The organism is Shewanella sp. GD04112, from assembly GCF_029835735.1.
Classification (GTDB): domain Bacteria; phylum Pseudomonadota; class Gammaproteobacteria; order Enterobacterales; family Shewanellaceae; genus Shewanella.
The window spans coordinates 1,706,198-1,725,658 of the sequence record NZ_JAOEAL010000001.1 but is presented as its reverse complement, the minus strand read 5'-3'; the positions used below and the strand labels follow the sequence as shown (position 1 = coordinate 1,725,658).

Here is a 19,461-nt window from a genome sequence, read left to right as displayed (position 1 = left end):
TAAGTGAGTCCAAAGCGTGAACCCACAAACTCTAAATCCAGCCTTGGATAAGGCTGCCACGCCAAATCCTGCTTTGGCGGATTTACAAGATATTATTCTCCCCGACCCGATTGGGGCTTGGCCATGGGCCATAGGTTATTGGTTAGCACTCGCTATCCTGTTGGTTTTATTGATTGCTGCAATTCTTTGGCTCAAAAAACGTGCCGCCTACTTAGCGCCTAAAAAAGCCGCCCAAGGTTTATTTGCAGCACTTGATCCTCATTCGGCCCAGTATCCCTCTGAGGTGAATCAGCTATTAAAGCGCACCGCCTTAAGTTATTTGCCAAGGGAAGTGATAGCGAAACTCGATGGCCCCGCGTGGGCAACTTGGTTAGATAGCCATTTGCCCGCAAAGCAGCGCGGCCGCATTGGGCCATTATTGGATAAACGCCACCAGGCTAAACCACTGAGCGCCGAAGAGGCCATTGAGTTACAGGCCCTCGCCCGCAGTTGGTTTGCCTCAAAAGCCAAATTAAGCGCACCGATAATGCACACTTTATCGAGCCAGTCCTCATCTTCGTCGGCAGTATTAACACCGGCTCCAGCAAAGCCTGCGGAGGAGCAATGTTAACAGTCGCATGGCCTTTGGCATTGATTTTACTGCCTTTACCTTTTATTTTTTGGCGTCGCCAAACGGTGCAAGCCGAAGGTGGCCGCCTGCAATTGCCCGGCATTAGCCAAACGGGCAAGGCCAATATCACTAGCCACAGCCGCCAAAGCCGCAAGCGCTATTGGTTGATGTGGAGCTTGTTAGTGCTTGCTATCACCCGCCCGCAATGGCTTGGCGATCCGATTGAACTGCCAAGCCAAGGGCGGGATCTGATGCTGGCGGTGGACTTATCCGGCAGTATGCAGATTGAAGATATGGTGATTAACGGCAAAGTCGTCGACCGTTTTACCCTGATCCAACACGTGGTCAGTGAGTTTATTGAACGTCGCAAAGGCGATCGTATCGGTTTGATTCTATTTGCCGATCACGCCTATCTACAGGCACCACTGACTCAAGATAGACGCTCTGTCGCCCAGTTTTTAAAGGAGGCGCAGATTGGCCTTGTCGGTAAACAAACGGCGATTGGCGAGTCGATTGCGCTCGCGGTTAAGCGCTTCGACAAAATGGATGAGAGTAACAGAGTCTTGATTTTATTGACTGACGGTTCAAACAATGCCGGTAATATCGATCCTGAGCAAGCGGCCCAAATCGCCGCTAATCGCAAAGTGACGATTTATACCGTGGGCGTGGGGGCCGATGTCATGGAAAGACGTACCCTGTTTGGGCGTGAGCGCGTCAATCCGTCGATGGATCTCGATGAAAACCAGCTCAAGCATATTGCCGATGTTACCCATGGCCGCTATTTCCGCGCCCGTAACAGCCAAGAGCTGGAACAGATTTATCAAGAAATTGACAAACTGGAGCCAGTGAGTCGCGATCAACTGAGCTATCGTCCTCAAGCGGAGCTATTCTATTGGCCGCTCGCACTCGCGCTGCTCACCAGCATTTGGATAGCCTTAGGCCAATTAGCGCTGTTTTCGCGGACTAAAAACCCTGTTCCATCCGCAACACCACGGGGGGATGTTCGTTAATGAGCCTGCATTTTATTCGTCCAGAATGGTTACTCGCCCTGTTGCCACTCGCCATCATCCTGTGGGCGCTATGGCGCCAACACCAGAATAACAGCGCTTGGAACCGCTATATTGCGCCGCATTTGGCCAAAATATTGGTCACAGAGGGCACACAAAAATCCCGTCGACCACTGCATATCTTGGCTTTCACTTGGGTAATTGCCACCTTGGCCTTAGCTGGCCCCGCCCTCAATAAGCAAACCTTGCCGGTTTTTGCCGCCGAGCAAGGCCGAGTGTTGGTGATGGATATGTCTGTCTCCATGTTTGCCACCGATCTGGCACCAAACCGTTTAACCCAAACCAAGTTTCGGGCGACAGATTTGCTCCGCGGCTTAAAAGAAGGCGAAACCGGCCTTATCGCCTTCGCCGGCGATGCCTTTACCATAAGCCCGCTCACCCGAGACACGGGCACGCTGCTTAATTTATTGCCCACCTTAAGCCCTGACATTATGCCTGTGTTGGGCTCAAACCTAGCGGCCGCACTAATCCAAGCTAAAAATCTACTGGCACAGGGCGGGCATCTACGGGGCGATATTATTGTGATGACAGATGGCATCACCCCGAGGCAATTCGATGAGGCTAACTCGGCCTTAGCCGGTAGCCAATATCGGCTCGCGATCATGGGATTTGGTAGCCCTCAAGGCGCGCCTATCCGCTTACCCGATGGCCAATTACAGCGCGACAGCAGCAATGAAGTCGTTGTCGCCAAAACCGACTTTGGCTTACTGCAAAAATTAGCCGATAACCATAATGGCATCATGATCCCCAATCGTGCCGATGGTCAGGATTTAGCACAGTTGCAACATTGGTTGAGTGACAGTGGCGATGCCAAAGCCACGGATCTCGATGGGGAAACCTGGCAGGATCTCGGCCCTTACCTCGCCTTACTCTTACTCATCCCTGCCCTGCTGAGCTTTAGGCAAGGCATGCTCGCCAACTGGCTGCTGATGGGATTGGCCGGTCTATTGCTCGGTGCTGCGCCGCAAAGCGCCCATGCCAGCGCATGGGACTCGCTCTGGCACACCCAAGAGCAACAGGCGATGCAAGCCTATCAAGCCGAGGATTACGCTAATGCCGCACAAAAATTCGAAACGCCCCAATGGCAAGGCGCGGCGCAGTACAAGGCCGGCGAGTACGAACAGGCACTAAAAAGCTTTGAGCAAGATAACTCAGCCAATGGCCTTTACAACCAAGGCAACGCACTGATGCAACTCGGTAAACCCGACAAAGCCAAGGAGCGTTATCAGGCCGCACTCGACAAGCAGCCCGAGTTCCCACAGGCCAAAGCCAACCTTGAGTTAGCTGAGAGATTGCTGAACCAGCAGCAGTCGCAGCAAAATGCTGACAATCAAGATAAGCAGTCTCAGGGCGATCAAAACCAACAGGGACAGAACCAGAACGATCAGCAGCAGGGGCAAAACCAACAGCAGGGAGACCAACAATCCTCGCAAAACGATCAAGCTCAACAGCAGTCTCAAGAGCAGCAGTCCCAACAGCAAAATAATTCTGATCAAGCGGGCGAAAAACCATCGCAGGAGCAAAACGCCTCATCAGAGCAAAATGAACCTGAGCAAGGCGCACAGGATAAACAGCAAGCGAGTGATGAAAACGCCAAGCAAGATCAGCAAGATGCACAGCAAGAACAACAGCAGGCCGAGCAACAAGCTAATCAGCAAAACGGCGCCGATAACAATGCTGAAGATAAAGAAGATCCAGCCAGCAACGAGGCAAAAATGCAGGCAAAGGTCGAGGATGATAAGTCCAACGCCGAGCAAGAACTGCAACAGGCCGTAGCGCAAAAAGCGGATAAAGAGAAACAGTCACAGGCGGATAAAAAACCAGATACCGCAATTGAGTCTGTTGAAGCGCCGCCGAGTAACAGCGAGCCTTTGCCCGCGGAGATGCAGCGAGCACTGCGGGGCGTGAGTGAAGACCCACAGGTGTTGCTGCGTAATAAGATGCAACTCGAATATCAAAAACGCCGTCAAAATGGCCAAATATCAAGGGATAACGAACAGTGGTGATCAGACAATTTTTTATCCTCCTCACGCTTTGCATCGCGGTCATTCAACCCGCCTTTGCCCTGAGCAAACTCGAGGCGTCGGTCGATCGCAATCCGGTGATGGAGGGAGAGTACTTTGTGCTCAATGTCAGTGCCGACGATGAGGTCGACACGGGTAAACTCGATACTTCCATCCTGCTCAAGGATTTTATCGTGGGTCGCACCAGCGTGAGTCGCAGCACCCAGATAATGAACTTCGATGCGGTCAAAGAGACCCGCTGGCAAGTGCTGCTTGCCCCAAAGCAAAAGGGCCAACTGACCATTCCATCCTTTAGCATTGATGGCGTCAGCTCCGCCGAAATTCCCCTCAGGGTCGTCGAAGCGGGCGCACAACCAGAGCAAGCCAAGAATCTGTTTATCGATGCCAAAGTCTCGACCGATGAGGCCTACGTCGGCCAGCTTATCACTTATAAAGTAAAGCTTTATCTTGCGGTCGAACTGCAACGCGGCGTGCTCAATGCCCCCGTTATCGAAGGCGCGCAGATTAAACAAATCGGCGAAGACAAAGACGGCTCAGAGATCATCGAAGGCCGTCGTTATCGCGTGATTGAGCGCACCTATGGCATCATTCCCGACTTACCCGGCCAAGTGAACATCAAAGGCGCGACCTTTTCTGGCGATGTATTAGTGGAATCCCAACGCCGTGGCGGCATGTTTGGCTTTAACGAGAGCCGGCCAATGCAGGCTGGCGCGCCCTCCTTAAGCATTCAAGTCGAACCTGCGCCAACGAGCTTCCAAGGCCAATGGCTTGTGGCCGATTTAGTGGCCTTAAAAGAAAGTTTTCCTGAGGATGTAAAAGAGTTTACCGTCGGTAGCCCCATCACCCGCACGCTCACCTTATTGGCCTCCAATGCCGATGAGAATAGCCTGCCAGATATCGCCCAAAACCTACCGCCTGAGCTCAAATCCTATCCCGAAAAACCTCAGCGCCAGAGCTTTGTGCGCGACGCGCAGATAGTGTCACAGTACAGCATTACCTCGGCCATCGTCCCCAGTAAGGCGGGCACTTTTACCTTACCCGAAGTGAAAGTGCCTTGGTGGAATCCACATCTTAAACGCCAAGAAATAGCAACCCTGCCCGCCCGTACCATTCAAGTAAAAGGTGGCGCCGTGGTCGATACGCCCATCGAACCCAACTGGCAGGCAAATACCAGCGAGAGCAGTGAAAGCCATTGGAGCGCGAATCTGTTCGCCCTGCTGTGGCTGGTGACATTAGTTGCTTGGGCCGTCACTTTTGTCGCTTGGCGACGTGCGCTGAAGCGCCAAGCAACGGTCAATACACCAGTCACAGCGCAACCGCTCGTTCTTAGCACAGGTATTAGGGGTTTAGAGCAAGCCTGCGCTAAAGGTAATGTCAGTGATATTTTGCAGCAATTACAACAATACTGTAGTGAGCAGGCCGCTCGCCCTATGACACTCGATAAAATTGCCGCGCAGTCGAGCGAGCTAGCTGAAGCGATTCGTCAGTTGCAAGCCTTAGCCTACGGCGGTAAAGCCAATAGCGACGCCCAACTGGCAAGCGCAGTAAAAGCATTGTTAAGCGCGGTGAAAAGCGGCAAGTTACACCCCATGGCGCAGCAATCCACGCCATTACGCCCGTTGAATCCTAATGGTTAAACTCGACGGTTCAATCAATACGACGCACGGCTTAATCGAATAAGTTAGGTGTAATCTTTTGAATCGTAAAATAAAAAGAAAATATCGAAAAAATGTTTGCTAACTGGCGAAAGAAATCCGTCGAGCCTGCGGTCTCTTCTGACATGCTGAGCAAACAACGACGATACAACAGCCTAGTCAAGGCGCTGCACGCCGATATCTTCCGCTATGCCTTTTGGTTATGCGGCGATAAGCAGGTGGCAGAGGACATCACCCAAGAAACCTTCTTGCGGGCATGGCGCTCTTTAGATTCCCTACAGGATGATAAAGCGGCGAAGGCTTGGCTGATCACGATTCTGAGGCGCGAAAATGCCCGTCGATTCGAGCGCAAACAATTTGATTACGCCGATGTCGAACAAGACAGCTTAGAAGATCACATTGCCTCCAGCACGGAAGAGCAAACCGAGCAGTACTGGTTAAGGCGACAAATCGCTAAGCTGGATATTGAATATCGGGAGCCCCTATTGCTGCAGTTAATCGGTGGCTTTAGCGGTGATGAAATTGCCCAGCTCTTGGACTTAAACCGCAACACTGTCATGACGCGCTTATTTCGGGCGAGGAACCAATTGAAAGAACTACTTGAGAAAACCGATGTGAGAGGTCAATCCAATGGATGAGCTTAAATTTAGGCGCCAAGCTTATGAAGATCCTCATAATCAAGATCCCGAGTTTGTTGCGCAAATGCAAGAGAATGCCGAATATCAGGCGTTCGTCGCAGAGCTTAAGGGCCTCGATGCCAAAATCACTCATGCGTTAAAAGTGGATGTGCCAGAGGACTTGGCCGACAAACTTATTCTGCGCCAACAATTGCAGCAGCACCATAAACAGCGCCGTCAAACGGGCTTTTTAGTCGCCATGGCCGCGTCGATTGCCTTTATTGTGGGGATCAGTTTCAGTTTATTGCGCTTAGGCCCAGTGGATTTAGCCGAGCATGCCTTAGCCCATGTTTACCATGAAGGCGTAGCCTTGCAGGTGGACCAAAATGTCAACTTTAGCCAAGTAAATGCGCAATTAGCCTCGATGAATAATCTAGGAAACGCTAAATTTACTGAGCAACCAGGTAAGGTCTACTACACCTCTTACTGTGATTTTCAAGGGGTTAAGAGTCTGCACTTAGTACTGCAAGCTGAAAAAGGTAAAGTGACTCTGTTTATTGTGCCCATCGAAAAACGCATGGTGCTGGATAACACCTTTGCCGATGGTAAATATCAGGGCATGGGCTTTGAGGCCGGTGATGCATACATTTTGCTTGTGGGTGAAGATCAGACAGACCTTAGCTTTGTAAAAGACGAAATCAAGAACACCTTTATCTAAGCTATTAATAGTAAACCCTTTCTGTTATCGACCTCCGATCTTTTCTCATGCTCGGAGGTCGGATTTCGATCACATCTTTATCTACTAATGGGTTCTTGCTCAAACATCTGGTAGCATGCTTGCCACTTTGAATAATAACAAGATGGGATAAAGACAATATGACGATTGAAACCCCGATTTTAATCACATTTGTTGGCTATTTAGTATTGATGATGGGCATAGGATTTTGGGCTTACCGTGCCACCGATACTGTTGATGATTATATTTTAGGCGGCCGTAAAATGGGTCCCGCCGTCACCGCGCTCAGCGTGGGCGCCTCCGATATGTCAGGCTGGTTGCTCTTAGGCTTACCTGGTGCCGTTTACTTAGGCGGCTTAGGCGAAGCATGGATTGGGATTGGCTTAGTGGTCGGCGCTTGGCTTAACTGGTTATTCGTAGCCAAACGCCTGCGCATTTATACCCAATTAGCAGACAACGCCCTCACCCTGCCCGACTTCTTCGAGAAACGTTTTCACGATAAACAGGGTTACCTCAAACTCGTCTCTGCGGTCACGATTCTGGTGTTCTTCACCTTCTATGCATCTTCTGGCATGGTGGGCGGCGCCATTCTGTTCGAAAAAGTCTTCGGCCTCGATTACAACGTTGCCTTAGTGATTGGCTCTGCCATCATTGTGGGTTACACCTTTATTGGCGGTTTTTTTGCCGTGAGTTGGACCGACTTCTTCCAAGGCTGTTTAATGTTGATAGCCCTGCTGATCATCCCCTTTGCGGTATTCTCGCACCCCGAGAGCCATGCGGGAATTGAGTCTATCGACCCAGCCATGTTGGCACTGATCAGTGACAAAACCACAGTGATTGGCTTGTTATCACTGCTCGCATGGGGACTGGGTTATTTCGGTCAGCCTCATATTTTGTCGCGCTTTATGGCTATTGGCAGCGCCGATGCACTGCCGCTGTCACGCCGTATCGCCATGAGCTGGATGATGTTATCTCTCATCGGCGCGTTAGCCACAGGATTAGCGGGTTCACTGTATTTTGCCAATCAACCCTTGGCCAATGCCGAAACCGTGTTTATTCATTTAGCCCAAGCCGCCTTTAACCCTTGGATTGGCGGATTACTGATCGCCGCAATTCTGTCGGCCATTATGAGTACCATTGATTCGCAGTTGTTGGTGTGTTCGAGCGTGATCACCGAGGACTTTTACCGCAAGTGGTTACGCCCTCAAGCAGACGATCGCGAGCTGATGATGGTAGGTCGTATGGGCGTGCTGGCCATTGCCGTGATCGCGGGGATCATTGCCCTGAATCCTGAAAGCAGTGTATTAAGTCTAGTCAGTTATGCGTGGGCAGGTTTTGGTGCCGCCTTCGGTCCTGTCGTACTGCTATCACTCTTCTGGAAGCAGTACAGCCGTAACGGAGCGATTGCGACCATTATTGTCGGCGCATTAACCGTGGTAATTTGGAAACAACTGTCTGGTGGGATCTTCAACCTGTACGAGATTTTACCCGGATTTGTGTTTGCGATTATTGCTGGTGTCATCGTCAGTAAAATGTCACGCCCTGCCGAAGCCATTACCGCAGAATTTGAGCAATTTAAATCCGCGTTATAACAGATAATTTTCTGTCCCTAATTGTAAAAAGCGTACATGTGTACGCTTTTTACAAATTGTTTAAATTTATTAACCTTCTTCTCGTTACAAAACATTAACCTCAATTAAAACTTCCCTCCCCAATAAAAACCAAAGATACCAAGCATCTGGCCCGACCATTCGTTCATGCTAAAGTACGACCCCGTTTTAATTAACTGTTAATTAACAAATTTCAAATCTGGTCGGACTTGTTGAGGTTACACACAATCCCTACCATGCCGAAGATTATAAAAGGATTTGCGCCTTGTTCTGGCAACTAGGACCGAACAAAATCCAATACCAAAATAATGAGAGAATAATAATGAAATCATTCAACAAGACACTGCTTGCCGTTGCCGTTGCACTGGCGAGTTCACAAACATTCGCATCGGGTTTCCAATTAAACAGCCAATCAGCCACAGGTATGGGCCGTGCATTTGCCGGTGACGCAGTCATCGCTGATAACGCTTCAGTGTTATCTCGTAACCCAGCAGCGATGGCGCTCTTTGATAAAGACGCAATCTCTTTCGGCTTAACCTATGCCGATATTACTGTTGACGTTAAAGACGTTAACTTTGCCGGTGGCGCTTATGATTTAGGCAGCATCGACGATGCGGGTAGCTCTAAAGTTATCCCGAATATTTTCTACATTCACCCAATCGACGATAAATTCGCCGTGGGTTTTGCCGCATTCTCTAACTTCGGTACTGGTACCGATGCCAGCTCACTTTCGAAGAATTTGCCAGCAGGCTCAGCAGCACCTTATGACCTACTGGGTGAAACTGAAGTCACTACCGTTAACTTCAACGCCAGCGTGTCATATCGCATCAACGATATGTTCAGTATCGGCGCGGGTCTGGATGCCGTCTATGGCGAAGGCCGCTTAACCCGTAATATGGGCACTACGCCTCTGGTTGACGTAGACGCTGATGGTTGGGCCTTCGGTGGTATCGTGGGTGCTACTATTGAGTTAGATAAAGACAACCGTTTCGGTATCAGCTACCGTTTCAGCCCAACCGTCAATGTTGAAGGCGATATCAATACTGTCTCGATGACAACCATTCCTAGTGTAGGTGCAGTACCAGTTACGACAAGTTTTGATAGCTTAGATGTACCGTTAGCGGATATTTTCCAAGTTGCCGGTTTCCATCAAATCACCCCTAAATTTGCCCTGCACTACACAGCCCAGCACACCCAGTGGGGTAACTTTGATCAAATCACCGCGAAAGACGGCACAGCAACAATTGCCGCTGTGGGCGTGACTAGGCCTGTAGGTGATGTAGCCCTGAAAGAATACCAATGGAAAGATTCATGGTTATTCAGCGTGGGTGGAACTTACACCATCAACGAACAATTCACCGTTCGTGCTGGTTACATGCATGACCAAGGCGTTGTGGACGAAATCAGCTCGATTTCATTCCCAGACTCTGACCGTAACTGGTTCACAGCGGGTATGAGCTACCACCTCAATCCACAAAACACCGTTGACTTCGGTATCGCATACATTAAAGGTGAAGAAGTTCACCTGATCGAAAACAGCGCAATCACAGGCCCTGTGAACGCGGTAACTGAATCAAGCGGTATGTACTACTCAGTACAATACAGCTACCAGTTCTAAGCTATTTCGAACTCAAAAAAGCCGCATTTTTGCGGCTTTTTTGTATCTTGCGTATTTATTGCCTAAAGTTAATCCATCCCCCACTTACACTGTCACCCTTATGGCAAAAGTCATTGGACTTGGTGGTATTTTCTTTAAAAGTACTGATCCCGTCGCGTTAGCCACTTGGTATCAAAACCATCTGCAAATACCAATTGAAAACTGGGGCGGTGCCGCCTTTTATCACAACGATAAACCGACGCCCGGTTACCATGTGTGGACCCCTTTCGACCATAACACTAGCTATTTTGCCCCGACCGACAAAAGCTTTATGTTTAATTTTATCGTTGACGATCTGGAGCAGGCCCTACAGCAAGTCACTCAGGGCGGCGGCGAACAAATTGGGGAGATTGAAGACTCGGAATTTGGCCGTTTCGGTTGGTTTATCGACCCCGATGGCAATAAAGTCGAATTATGGCAGCCAAGCCCTATCCCTCCTGTTAACTAAGTGGCTAACACATAAGCCGCTTTTACAACCGCGTATCAATCCTGAATAGCAGCTGAGCATTTTCAATAAAGCTTAATGCTTTCTTATTTGTCTATCCCCAAAGTCACATAATTGCAGTAAGGTAGCTTCAACAATCCCATCGAGTGAGTATGTTATGCAACGCAATTATCTTCTTCCCGCCCTCGTGCTTGGCGGTTTCTTATGTGCAGGCATGGTCTATGTAGGACAAAGCGCCAGCTCGGCGCTGTTAGAGATGAAAGCCCTAGAGCGCACAGTCACAGTTAAAGGGCTGGCCGAAAAGGAAGTGAAAGCCAATATCGCCATCTGGCCGATTAACTTCACCGAAGTCGACAATAACCTGCCTAAGCTCTACGACACAGTGCAGCAAAAAACCGACAGAGTGGTCGCCTACCTCAAGGAACAGGGTTTTAGCGACAGCGAAATTACAGTCTCGCTGCCGACAATAGAAGACAGACAGGCTCAAGGCTACGTTGACCCGAATGTGCGCTATCGTTACTCGGCAAAGGTGAATCTTTCTGTCTATACCCCACAAATTGATTTAATGCTCAGCACGCGTAAGCAAATGATAAACCTAGTTAAAGAAGGCATCGCCATCGGTAGCCAAGATTATGAAAACCGTACCGAGTTTTTATTTACAGCACTCAATGATGTGAAACCGACCATGGTGCAGGAAGCGACGCAAAATGCGCGGGAAGTGGCCGAAAAGTTTGCCAAGGACTCACAATCGCGTCTGGGTAAGATTAAGAGTGCCAGCCAAGGCCAGTTTACGATTTCCGATCGTGACAGCAGCACGCCTTACATAAAACAAATTCGCATTGTGTCTACGCTGACCTATTATTTAAACGACTGATATTTAAAGCTGGACAAGGACTAGAGTGATGATATGGCGATTGATGTAAGGGAAGATTCATTCGCCGTTTCCCTATATTAGTGAAATCGATTACATTAAATTTTTCTAATAAATATTGATTGCCTAATCAAAACAACTCCATTAGAATTTACTCATGAATTATTTTTGGGATGATTTGGTATGGCTGCAATCTCACGTACTCTATTCACATTATTCGTTTTTTCCCCCTTTGCCACCCAGGCTGCGCCCTTGGCTACCCTCGAGGTAATGAGTAAACCTTACGCGAATTGGGTGACCCTAGACGCCAGTATCGAGGCCGTCAAAGCGGCTACCGTCTCGGCGCAAACCTCAGGGCGTATCGTTAAGCTCAACTACGATGTTAATGATGTCGTGCCAGAAGGCGCGGCGTTACTCGAGATCACCAGTAAAGAGCAAGGCGCGGAACTGGCAAGCTATGAGGCCGATCTCGCCAAAGCCACAGCCCTAAATGTGGAAGCGCAGGCCCAATACAAACGCTATAAAGAACTCTTTCCCCAAGGTGCGATTTCAAAAGGCGCCATGGATGAAGCGACCGCCAATGCCAAGGCCGCCGAGCAAGCCGTGAGTGCCGCCAAAGCTAGGGTCATTAAAGCCAGCGAATCCCTCAAATACACTGTGGTATCGGCGCCATTTAGCGGGATTGTCACCGAGCGTTTAGTTGAGTTGGGTGAAACCGTGAGTGTCGGTCAGCCACTGCTATCTGGGTTTTCACCGAGCCAAATGCGCGCTATCACCCAAGTGCCACAGCGCTATATTCAGCAACTGAAAAACGCGCCTGAGTTTATGGTGCGCTTAAGTGACGGCCGTGAACTCACCTCCAAGGACCTCACTATCTTTAGCTTTGCCGATCCTGTGAGTCACAGTTATCAAGTGCGGATTAACCTGCCAAAGGATGAACCCAACCTTCAACCCGGAACCTGGGCTAAGGCGCTGTTTAAAAATGGCGAGCGGGAAAAAATCCAACTGCCGACCTCGACCCTTATCACCATGAATGAACTCAGCAGTGTCTATCTGAAAAAAGGCGAGCAATTCGTTCTCACCCAGGTGCGCGTCTCTGAGCCTGCCGATGGTGAAGTCGAAGTCCTCGCGGGGCTGCGAACTGGTGATATTGTCGCCGTGGATGCTTACCAAGTGTTGCTTGAACAAAAGCAATAAATTCCCTAGCGATATCAACTTGATGAGGTTGTTGAATGAAACACGCTACTGAATCTTCGACGTCACTTGGCATTTCGGGTCGTATTGCGGCCGCATTTCAAAACAGTGCCATTACACCACTGCTGGCACTGCTGGGCTTGTTACTCGGCTTATTTGCCATCTTAGTGACCCCAAAGGAAGAAGAACCACAGATTGACGTCACCTTTGCCGACGTATTTATCCCTTTCCCCGGCGCGACCCCGACCGAAGTGGAAAACTTAGTCACCCTGCCCGCTGAGCAAGTAATTTCAGAGCTCAAAGGGATAGATACACTCTATTCTTTCTCCCAGCCCGATGGCGCGATGATCATTGTGATCTTTAAGGTCGGCGTAACCCGCAACGATGCCATTGTCAGCCTCTACAACCAGATTTATTCCAATATGGATAAACTGCCGCAGGGCGCGGGTGTTGGCGAGCCATTGATTAAACCACGCGGTATCGATGATGTGCCGATTGTCAGCCTAACACTCTGGTCCAAGGACAAACAGGTCTCGGCCGAACAGTTGACCCATGTGGCGTTAGGGCTAGAAACCGAAATCAAGCGGATCCCGGGGACGCGGGAGATTTACACCGTTGGCCAACATGAGATGGTGGCCAATGTCCGCATCGATCCCGCTAAGATGAACAGCTTTAATCTCACCTACGACAAGTTGAGACAAAGCCTGAATGACAATAATCACATCTCGATGCCTGCATCTTTAGTGCAAGGTAATCAAGAAATTAAGGTTCAGGCAGGCCAGTTTTTGCAAACTATAGACGATGTAAAACAGCTGGTAGTGAGTATTTCGCAGGATAAACAGGGTAAACCTATCCCCGTTTATTTAGCCGATATTGCCGATATCAGTTTAAAGAGCGATATTCCCACCCAAAGCGTTTGGCATAGCGACAAGAAGGATATCTACCCCGCGGTGACTATCGCTATTGGTAAGCAGCCGGGACAAAACGCCGTCGATATTGCCGATGCCACCCTCGCGCGCATTGCTAAGGTCAAGAATGTGTTGATCCCCAGCAATGTCGAAGTGACCGTTTCGCGCAACTATGGCGAGACGGCGGCTGATAAATCTAACACCCTTATTCTTAAGCTGATTTTTGCCACCAGTGCCGTTGTCGTATTGGTATTTTTAACCATGGGCGCCCGCGAATCACTGGTGGTAGGTGTCGCCATTATTATCACCTTGGCGATCACCCTGTTCGCCTCCTGGGCGTGGGGATTTACCCTTAACCGAGTGTCACTCTTCGCGCTGATTTTCTCCATCGGGATCTTGGTCGACGATGCCATTGTGGTGGTGGAGAATATCCATCGGCACATGGCGCTCGGTAAAAAATCCTTTAGTGAACTCATCCCCGTTGCGGTCGATGAAGTGGGCGGCCCAACGATTCTCGCTACCTTTACCGTTATCGCAGCACTGCTGCCCATGGCATTTGTGTCGGGATTAATGGGCCCTTATATGAGCCCGATCCCCATCAACGCCAGTATGGGCATGCTGATTTCGCTGGTGGTCGCCTTTATGGTAACCCCATGGCTGAGTCGTAAACTGCTCAAACACCATAGTGGTTCAGCGACTGACGCCACGCACAGCAGCGATGCTGATGCTCAGATGAACGAGAGCAAAATGGTGCGCCTATTTACTCGTTTAATCGGTCCCTTCCTGCTAGGTAAAGGTGCCCGTAAAGCACGGATTGGGCTCGCCGCAGGTGTCTTTGTGCTTATAGGTATCGCCGTGGCCTTGCCCGTGGGTCAGCTCGTGGTGTTAAAGATGCTGCCCTTCGATAATAAATCCGAGTTCCAAGTCATGGTGGATATGCCTGAAGGCACGCCAGTGGAACAAACCCAGCGGGTACTTCAGGATTTAAGTCGCTACCTTGCCACTGTGCCCGAGGTGGAGCATTTGCAGCTGTATGCCGGCACTAATGCACCGATGAACTTTAACGGCTTAGTACGCCACTATTTTCTACGTCACAGCCAAGAGCTTGGCGATATTCAGGTCAATCTAGTCGATAAAAAGCATCGCAAGCGTGACAGTCACAGTATCGCACTGTCGGTCCGTGAAGAATTGCAGCATATCGGCGCTAAGTATCAGGCCAATGTGAAAGTCGTTGAAGTACCACCAGGCCCGCCAGTCTGGTCACCAATTGTGGCCGAAGTCTATGGTCCAAGTCCTGCGATTCGCGAACAAGCGGCCTACGAGCTGCAGTCGCTGTTCCGTGAGACCAAAGATGTGGTCGATATTGATATTTTCTTGCCCGCAGCACAGCAAAAATGGCAAGTGATGATCGACCGCTCTAAAGCCAGCCTAATGGCGGTGCCATATAGCAATATCGTTGATTTAATTGCAACTTCGGTTGGCGGCAAGGATGTAAGCTATTTGCATATCGCGCAGCAAAAACAACCAGTGCCTATCCGCTTGCAACTGCAAGAAGGGGCAAAAATCGATTTAGAGCAAGTGCTGAATATGAAGCTGCAGAGCCAAACGGGGCAATCTGTGCCCGTGTCTGAGCTGGTGACGATTAAGCGCGGAAAAATCGATGCTCCTATCATCCATAAGAATATGATCCCTATGGTGATGGTGGTTGCCGATATGGCCGGTCCGCTCGACAGTCCGCTCTATGGCATGTTCGACATGGCGGGCAAAATCGACGGCGATGGTGGCTTAGGTTTCGATCAGCATTATATCCACCAACCAACCGGGCTAGACTCAGTCGCCGTGCTCTGGGACGGGGAATGGAAGATCACCTATGAAACCTTCAGGGATATGGGGATAGCCTATGCCGTAGGGATGATTGCGATTTACTTATTGGTCGTCGCCCAATTTAGATCCTATCTGGTGCCGCTCATCATTATGGCGCCAATCCCACTGACAGTGATAGGGGTCATGCCGGGGCATGCACTGCTCGGCGCGCAATTTACCGCGACATCGATGATTGGCATGATTGCCTTGGCGGGGATTATTGTCCGTAACTCGATATTATTAGTGGATTTTATCAATCAGGAAACCGCCTCAGGGGTTCCCTTTGAGCGCGCTGTCATCCACTCGGGCGCCGTGCGGGCCAAACCGATTATGCTGACCGCTTTGGCGGCCATGATTGGCGCCTTGTTTATCTTGGACGACCCAATCTTCAACGGGCTTGCGATCAGTCTAATTTTCGGGATTTTTATCTCGACCTTACTGACCTTAATCGTTATCCCAGTGCTTTACTACGCGGCGATGAAAAATCGCATAAACTTAACTCAAACAGCCGATTAACCCACAATAGGCAGCCATAGCGCTGCCTCTAGGAGCAACCTATGTCACTCGAACGCAGCATTATGGCCTTTGCCGGATTTATGGTGTTACTGTCTTTGGTGTTAACCGCTTTTGTGCACCATAACTTTATGTGGTTAACGGCCTTCGTTGGCGCTAACCTATTCCAAAGCGCTTTCACGGGTTTTTGCCCTGCGGCCATGGTATTACGCAAATTGGGCGTCAAATCCGAAGCCGAAATCGCGAAACAAGGTTAATGCACATTTGCAAAGGAGAAAGTCAGTGTTCAACAAGTTACTGTGTCGCAGTAAAACCTTACTGGGGGTGGCTCTCTTGAGTCTGTCATCACTCACCTTAGTCCCGAACGCGGCAAGTGCCGCCGATCAAGAGCCTCAAGTTGCGTGGCAAAAAATCGCTGCTGGTGCTATGGTGCTCGATGTACGCACCCCAGAGGAATTTGCCGCGGGCCATTTAGCCAATGCGGTTAATATTCCCTTTGAGCAAGTCGCCGCCGAGTTTGCTAAGCGCGGTATCGCCAAAGATGCGCCCGTGGTGTTGTATTGTCGTAGCGGTCGACGCAGCAGTATCGCAACCGAAGCCCTCGTCGCGGCGGGTTACACTCAAACCTATAACGGTGGCGGTTATCAGACCTTAGCCGACACTCAACCTAAAACAGAATAACTCGCTGTTGAGATCGATAAAAAGCGCCTGTTGGCGCTTTTTATATTTCGGCCGATGTTTATTCAGCTCACCAAGTACGACCAGTCGATTATCCTGCCCTGACGATGCACAAAAGCCAATAAATTGGCAAATGCCAAAGCTTCGACGCAAAAATGCAATAAAATCGCATAATCAATCACTTGAAATAAACTCAACATCAAGCAAAGAAAAACACTCTTAATTTTATTACTTTTAATTCCAAAAAATTATAAATATTAATTTCAATAAATTAGACATTAACGATAATCCATCATCCGCTGTTAAGGCCGATAAAATTCGCTTTTGCTTATTCACCTTTTCCACATAAATAAACACAAATCGCGCTAAATATTAGTTACAACTTGTAACATATGGTTTTTTATTCAATAAACCCGCTTATTACCTCAAGGCGCTTTACAAACCGCCATACCATTAACATTTAATTTACAAATACTTACTCCAAAGATAAATTCACTAACCGAGTAGCATATGAGTCGTAGTTATTCTTTAAAAGCACAAAATAATAATGATTAACACTAAATTGAACATGGAAGAAAAACATGACAATCAATCGAACCACTAAGATAGCCCTGAGTTTATCTAGCTTAGCTATTGCGATCTCAGCAGGTGTTAATGCTGCCCCCGATGCACCGGGTTTCGCCGCAGCGATGCAAGCACAGACCTCACCTCTGCCAAAGCGCTATATCGTTAAGTTTAAAAATGCCGATGCGCCAGCCCTGATGTCTGAAAGCAGCCTGCAAAGTAGCGATCAGCTCGCTACCACAATGAACTATCAGCCTCAAGTAGCTGAAATTAGCGCCCAGCACAGTGTGCTGAACAAGGCGCAAGCCAAAGAAATGAAGCGTATCGGCCGCAGTAACAGCTACTCTGTTAAGCTGGATAACAATGGCATTAAGGCATTAAGAGCACGTGCCGATGTGGAATATGTGGAAGAGGACATGCCACGCCACCTGCTAAGCGAAACAACGCCTTGGGGACAAACCTTTGTGGGTGCAACCCAATTAAGCGACAGCCAAGCGGGTAACCGCACCATCTGTATTATCGACTCTGGTTATGACCGTGGTCACAGCGACTTAAGCGGTAACAATGTCACGGGTACCAACAACTCTGGCACAGGTAACTGGTACGAGCCCGGCAATAACAACGCCCATGGAACCCACGTTGCGGGTACTATCGCGGCGATCGCTAACAACGACGGCGTTATTGGCGTAATGCCAAATCAAAATGCCAATATCCATGTCATTAAAGTCTTTAACGAGTCTGGTTGGGGTTACTCCTCATCCCTCGTATCAGCCGTAGATACCTGTGTGGCGAATGGCGCAAACGTGGTCACCATGAGCTTAGGTGGCGCGGGCTCCAGCACCACTGAGCGTAACGCGTTAGCGGCTCACTACAATAACGGCGTGCTGTTGATTGCTGCGGCCGGTAACGCCGGTAACAATACCCACAGCTACCCTGCCTCTTACGATGCGGTGATGTCTGTGGCATCGGTCGATAATCATAAAGACCACTCAGCCTTCTCTCAGTACACCAACCAAGTGGAAATCTCAGGCCCTGGTGAAGCGATTCTCTCTACCGTGACCCGCGGTGAAGGCCGTTTAGCCGATATTACTATCGGTGGTCAGTCTTACTTCAACTCAGGTGTTGTGCCACACAATCGCTTAACACCATCGGGCACCAACTACGCGCCCAATCCATACAATGGCACGGCAACCGCAACCTTAGCCGAATGTACGGTTAGCGGCTCAACCTTCAACTGCGGCAATATGACCAACAAGGTGTGTTTAGTTGAGCGTGTGGGTAACCAAGGTACTTCGTACCCAGAAATCAACGCGGTAAAAGCCTGTAAGAATGCCGGCGCTAGCGCCGTTATCGTGTACAGTAACAGCGCCTTACCTGGGCTACAAAACCCCTTCTTGGTCGATGCTAACAGCGAAATCAACATGGTGTCAGTGTCTGTTGACCGTGCAACTGGTTTAGCTCTACGCAACCAATTAGGCGCAACCGTTACCGTAAGCAACCAAGGCAATAAAGACTACGAGTACTACAACGGTACGTCGATGGCGACCCCACACGTTTCTGGTGTGGCGACCTTAGTGTGGAGCTACCATCCAGAATGTAGCGCCGCTCAGGTGCGTAACGCGCTCAAACAAACCGCTGAAGACTTAGGCACTGCAGGTCGTGATGATTATTATGGCTATGGTCTGGTCAATGCCGTTGCAGCGAAAACCTTCTTAGATGCTTCCTGTAATGGTCCAACGGATCCGGTTGACCCAACACCAACTGACAGCGTGTTAGTGAATGGTGTGCCTAAAACCGGTCTAAGCGGCGCCGCCAGTGAAGAACTGCATTTCTCTTTTGAAGTGCCACAGGGTGCAACTAACTTAGGTTTTGTGATGAACGGTGGCACGGGTGATGCGGATCTGTACGTACAGTACGGCGCAGCGCCAACGACCTCAAACTACGATTGCCGTCCATACAAAGGTGGTAACAGTGAATCTTGCCCAATCAGCAACGTTCAATCTGGTACTTACTACGCCATGGTAAAAGGCTATTCAGCCTTTAGCGGTGTATCGTTAACTGCAAGCTACACAGCCCAAAGCGGTGGTGGCACTCCTACCACACCAGCAAGCTACACCAACACCGATAACTACAATATTCCTGATAACAAAACCACTGGTATCACAAGCCCTATCACAGTGACTCGCACGGGTAACTCAGGCACTGTGACTGCCGTGGTGAATATTGTTCACCCTTACATTGGTGACTTAAAAGTGCAGCTCGTCAGCCCTACAGGCCAAACGGCAACACTGCATAACAACACTGGCGCAGGCGCAGACAATATCAACAAGAGCTACACAGTTGATATGACTGGCGTTGAGTCAAGCGGTGTGTGGAAACTCAAAGCGGTTGATAGCGGCCGTGGCGACGTAGGCTATATCGATAGCTGGGAACTCAAATTCCAATAATG

15 protein-coding genes are annotated in these 19,461 nt (G+C 49.5%); all 15 read left to right on the top strand.

Annotation, left to right across the window (positions count from 1 at the left end; translation table 11 throughout):
• Nucleotides 1–16: 16 nt before the first annotated feature.
• The 15 genes from N7386_RS07830 to N7386_RS07760 all read left to right on the top strand — a co-directional run bounded on the left by N7386_RS07830 (nucleotide 17) and on the right by N7386_RS07760 (nucleotide 19,459).
• On the top strand, nucleotides 17–610 hold the full coding sequence (locus tag N7386_RS07830) for a DUF4381 domain-containing protein (protein ID WP_126512910.1): 594 nt from the start codon (nucleotides 17–19) through the stop codon (nucleotides 608–610).
• Nucleotides 604–1,620, top strand: coding sequence for a VWA domain-containing protein (locus N7386_RS07825; RefSeq protein WP_126512909.1), 1,017 nt, complete (start codon nucleotides 604–606; stop codon nucleotides 1,618–1,620). Before N7386_RS07830 ends, N7386_RS07825 begins: the two co-directional genes overlap by 7 nt.
• Nucleotides 1,620–3,683, top strand: a complete 2,064-nt coding sequence (locus N7386_RS07820; protein ID WP_126512908.1) for a VWA domain-containing protein — start codon at nucleotides 1,620–1,622, stop codon at nucleotides 3,681–3,683. Before N7386_RS07825 ends, N7386_RS07820 begins: the two co-directional genes overlap by 1 nt.
• The gene (locus N7386_RS07815) at nucleotides 3,677–5,338 is read left to right on the top strand and encodes a BatD family protein (RefSeq protein ID WP_126512907.1); all 1,662 of its coding nucleotides are present in this window, start codon (nucleotides 3,677–3,679) and stop codon (nucleotides 5,336–5,338) included. Before N7386_RS07820 ends, N7386_RS07815 begins: the two co-directional genes overlap by 7 nt.
• Before the next feature lie 92 nt (nucleotides 5,339–5,430).
• Nucleotides 5,431–5,994 (top strand): sigma-70 family RNA polymerase sigma factor, encoded by a 564-nt coding sequence (locus N7386_RS07810; protein ID WP_088212196.1) that lies wholly within the window; start codon nucleotides 5,431–5,433, stop codon nucleotides 5,992–5,994.
• Nucleotides 5,987–6,691, top strand: coding sequence for a DUF3379 domain-containing protein (locus N7386_RS07805; protein WP_126512906.1), 705 nt, complete (start codon nucleotides 5,987–5,989; stop codon nucleotides 6,689–6,691). Before N7386_RS07810 ends, N7386_RS07805 begins: the two co-directional genes overlap by 8 nt.
• 158 nt (nucleotides 6,692–6,849) lie before the next feature.
• On the top strand, nucleotides 6,850–8,301 hold the full coding sequence (gene putP / locus N7386_RS07800) for a sodium/proline symporter PutP (protein ID WP_126512905.1): 1,452 nt from the start codon (nucleotides 6,850–6,852) through the stop codon (nucleotides 8,299–8,301).
• A 340-nt stretch (nucleotides 8,302–8,641) separates the two neighbouring features.
• On the top strand, nucleotides 8,642–9,937 hold the full coding sequence (locus N7386_RS07795; RefSeq protein WP_126512904.1) for an OmpP1/FadL family transporter: 1,296 nt from the start codon (nucleotides 8,642–8,644) through the stop codon (nucleotides 9,935–9,937).
• A gap of 100 nt (nucleotides 9,938–10,037) precedes the next feature.
• Nucleotides 10,038–10,424 (top strand): VOC family protein, encoded by a 387-nt coding sequence (locus tag N7386_RS07790; protein ID WP_011625770.1) that lies wholly within the window; start codon nucleotides 10,038–10,040, stop codon nucleotides 10,422–10,424.
• A 154-nt stretch (nucleotides 10,425–10,578) separates the two neighbouring features.
• On the top strand, nucleotides 10,579–11,295 hold the full coding sequence (locus tag N7386_RS07785) for an SIMPL domain-containing protein (RefSeq protein ID WP_011622178.1): 717 nt from the start codon (nucleotides 10,579–10,581) through the stop codon (nucleotides 11,293–11,295).
• 180 nt (nucleotides 11,296–11,475) lie between these two features.
• Nucleotides 11,476–12,489, top strand: a complete 1,014-nt coding sequence (locus tag N7386_RS07780) for an efflux RND transporter periplasmic adaptor subunit (protein WP_126512903.1) — start codon at nucleotides 11,476–11,478, stop codon at nucleotides 12,487–12,489.
• Nucleotides 12,490–12,524: 35 nt separating this feature from the next.
• Entirely contained in the window at nucleotides 12,525–15,773 is a 3,249-nt protein-coding gene (locus N7386_RS07775; protein WP_126512902.1) for an efflux RND transporter permease subunit, read from the top strand.
• A gap of 41 nt (nucleotides 15,774–15,814) precedes the next feature.
• The gene (locus N7386_RS07770; protein WP_011622175.1) at nucleotides 15,815–16,027 is read left to right on the top strand and encodes a DUF2892 domain-containing protein; all 213 of its coding nucleotides are present in this window, start codon (nucleotides 15,815–15,817) and stop codon (nucleotides 16,025–16,027) included.
• Between the two features lie 25 nt (nucleotides 16,028–16,052).
• Nucleotides 16,053–16,451, top strand: coding sequence for a rhodanese-like domain-containing protein (locus tag N7386_RS07765; RefSeq protein ID WP_279767833.1), 399 nt, complete (start codon nucleotides 16,053–16,055; stop codon nucleotides 16,449–16,451).
• Nucleotides 16,452–17,029: 578 nt separating this feature from the next.
• Nucleotides 17,030–19,459: a S8 family serine peptidase gene (locus N7386_RS07760; RefSeq protein ID WP_279767831.1), complete on the top strand. Its 2,430-nt coding sequence runs from the start codon at nucleotides 17,030–17,032 to the stop codon at nucleotides 19,457–19,459.
• Nucleotides 19,460–19,461: the final 2 nt, after the last annotated feature.

Bases quoted from the DNA above. Each gene is read 5' to 3' on its own strand.
- N7386_RS07825 (WP_126512909.1), top strand. From the start codon at position 604: ATGTTAACAGTCGCATGGCCTTTGGCATTGATTTTACTGCCTTTACCT.
- N7386_RS07820 (WP_126512908.1), top strand. From the start codon at position 1,620: ATGAGCCTGCATTTTATTCGTCCAGAATGGTTACTCGCCCTGTTGCCA.
- N7386_RS07810 (WP_088212196.1), top strand. From the start codon at position 5,431: ATGTTTGCTAACTGGCGAAAGAAATCCGTCGAGCCTGCGGTCTCTTCT.
- N7386_RS07805 (WP_126512906.1), top strand. From the start codon at position 5,987: ATGGATGAGCTTAAATTTAGGCGCCAAGCTTATGAAGATCCTCATAAT.
- putP (WP_126512905.1), top strand. From the start codon at position 6,850: ATGACGATTGAAACCCCGATTTTAATCACATTTGTTGGCTATTTAGTA.
- N7386_RS07795 (WP_126512904.1), top strand. From the start codon at position 8,642: ATGAAATCATTCAACAAGACACTGCTTGCCGTTGCCGTTGCACTGGCG.
- N7386_RS07790 (WP_011625770.1), top strand. From the start codon at position 10,038: ATGGCAAAAGTCATTGGACTTGGTGGTATTTTCTTTAAAAGTACTGAT.
- N7386_RS07785 (WP_011622178.1), top strand. From the start codon at position 10,579: ATGCAACGCAATTATCTTCTTCCCGCCCTCGTGCTTGGCGGTTTCTTA.
- N7386_RS07780 (WP_126512903.1), top strand. From the start codon at position 11,476: ATGGCTGCAATCTCACGTACTCTATTCACATTATTCGTTTTTTCCCCC.
- N7386_RS07775 (WP_126512902.1), top strand. From the start codon at position 12,525: ATGAAACACGCTACTGAATCTTCGACGTCACTTGGCATTTCGGGTCGT.
- N7386_RS07770 (WP_011622175.1), top strand. From the start codon at position 15,815: ATGTCACTCGAACGCAGCATTATGGCCTTTGCCGGATTTATGGTGTTA.
- N7386_RS07760 (WP_279767831.1), top strand. From the start codon at position 17,030: ATGACAATCAATCGAACCACTAAGATAGCCCTGAGTTTATCTAGCTTA.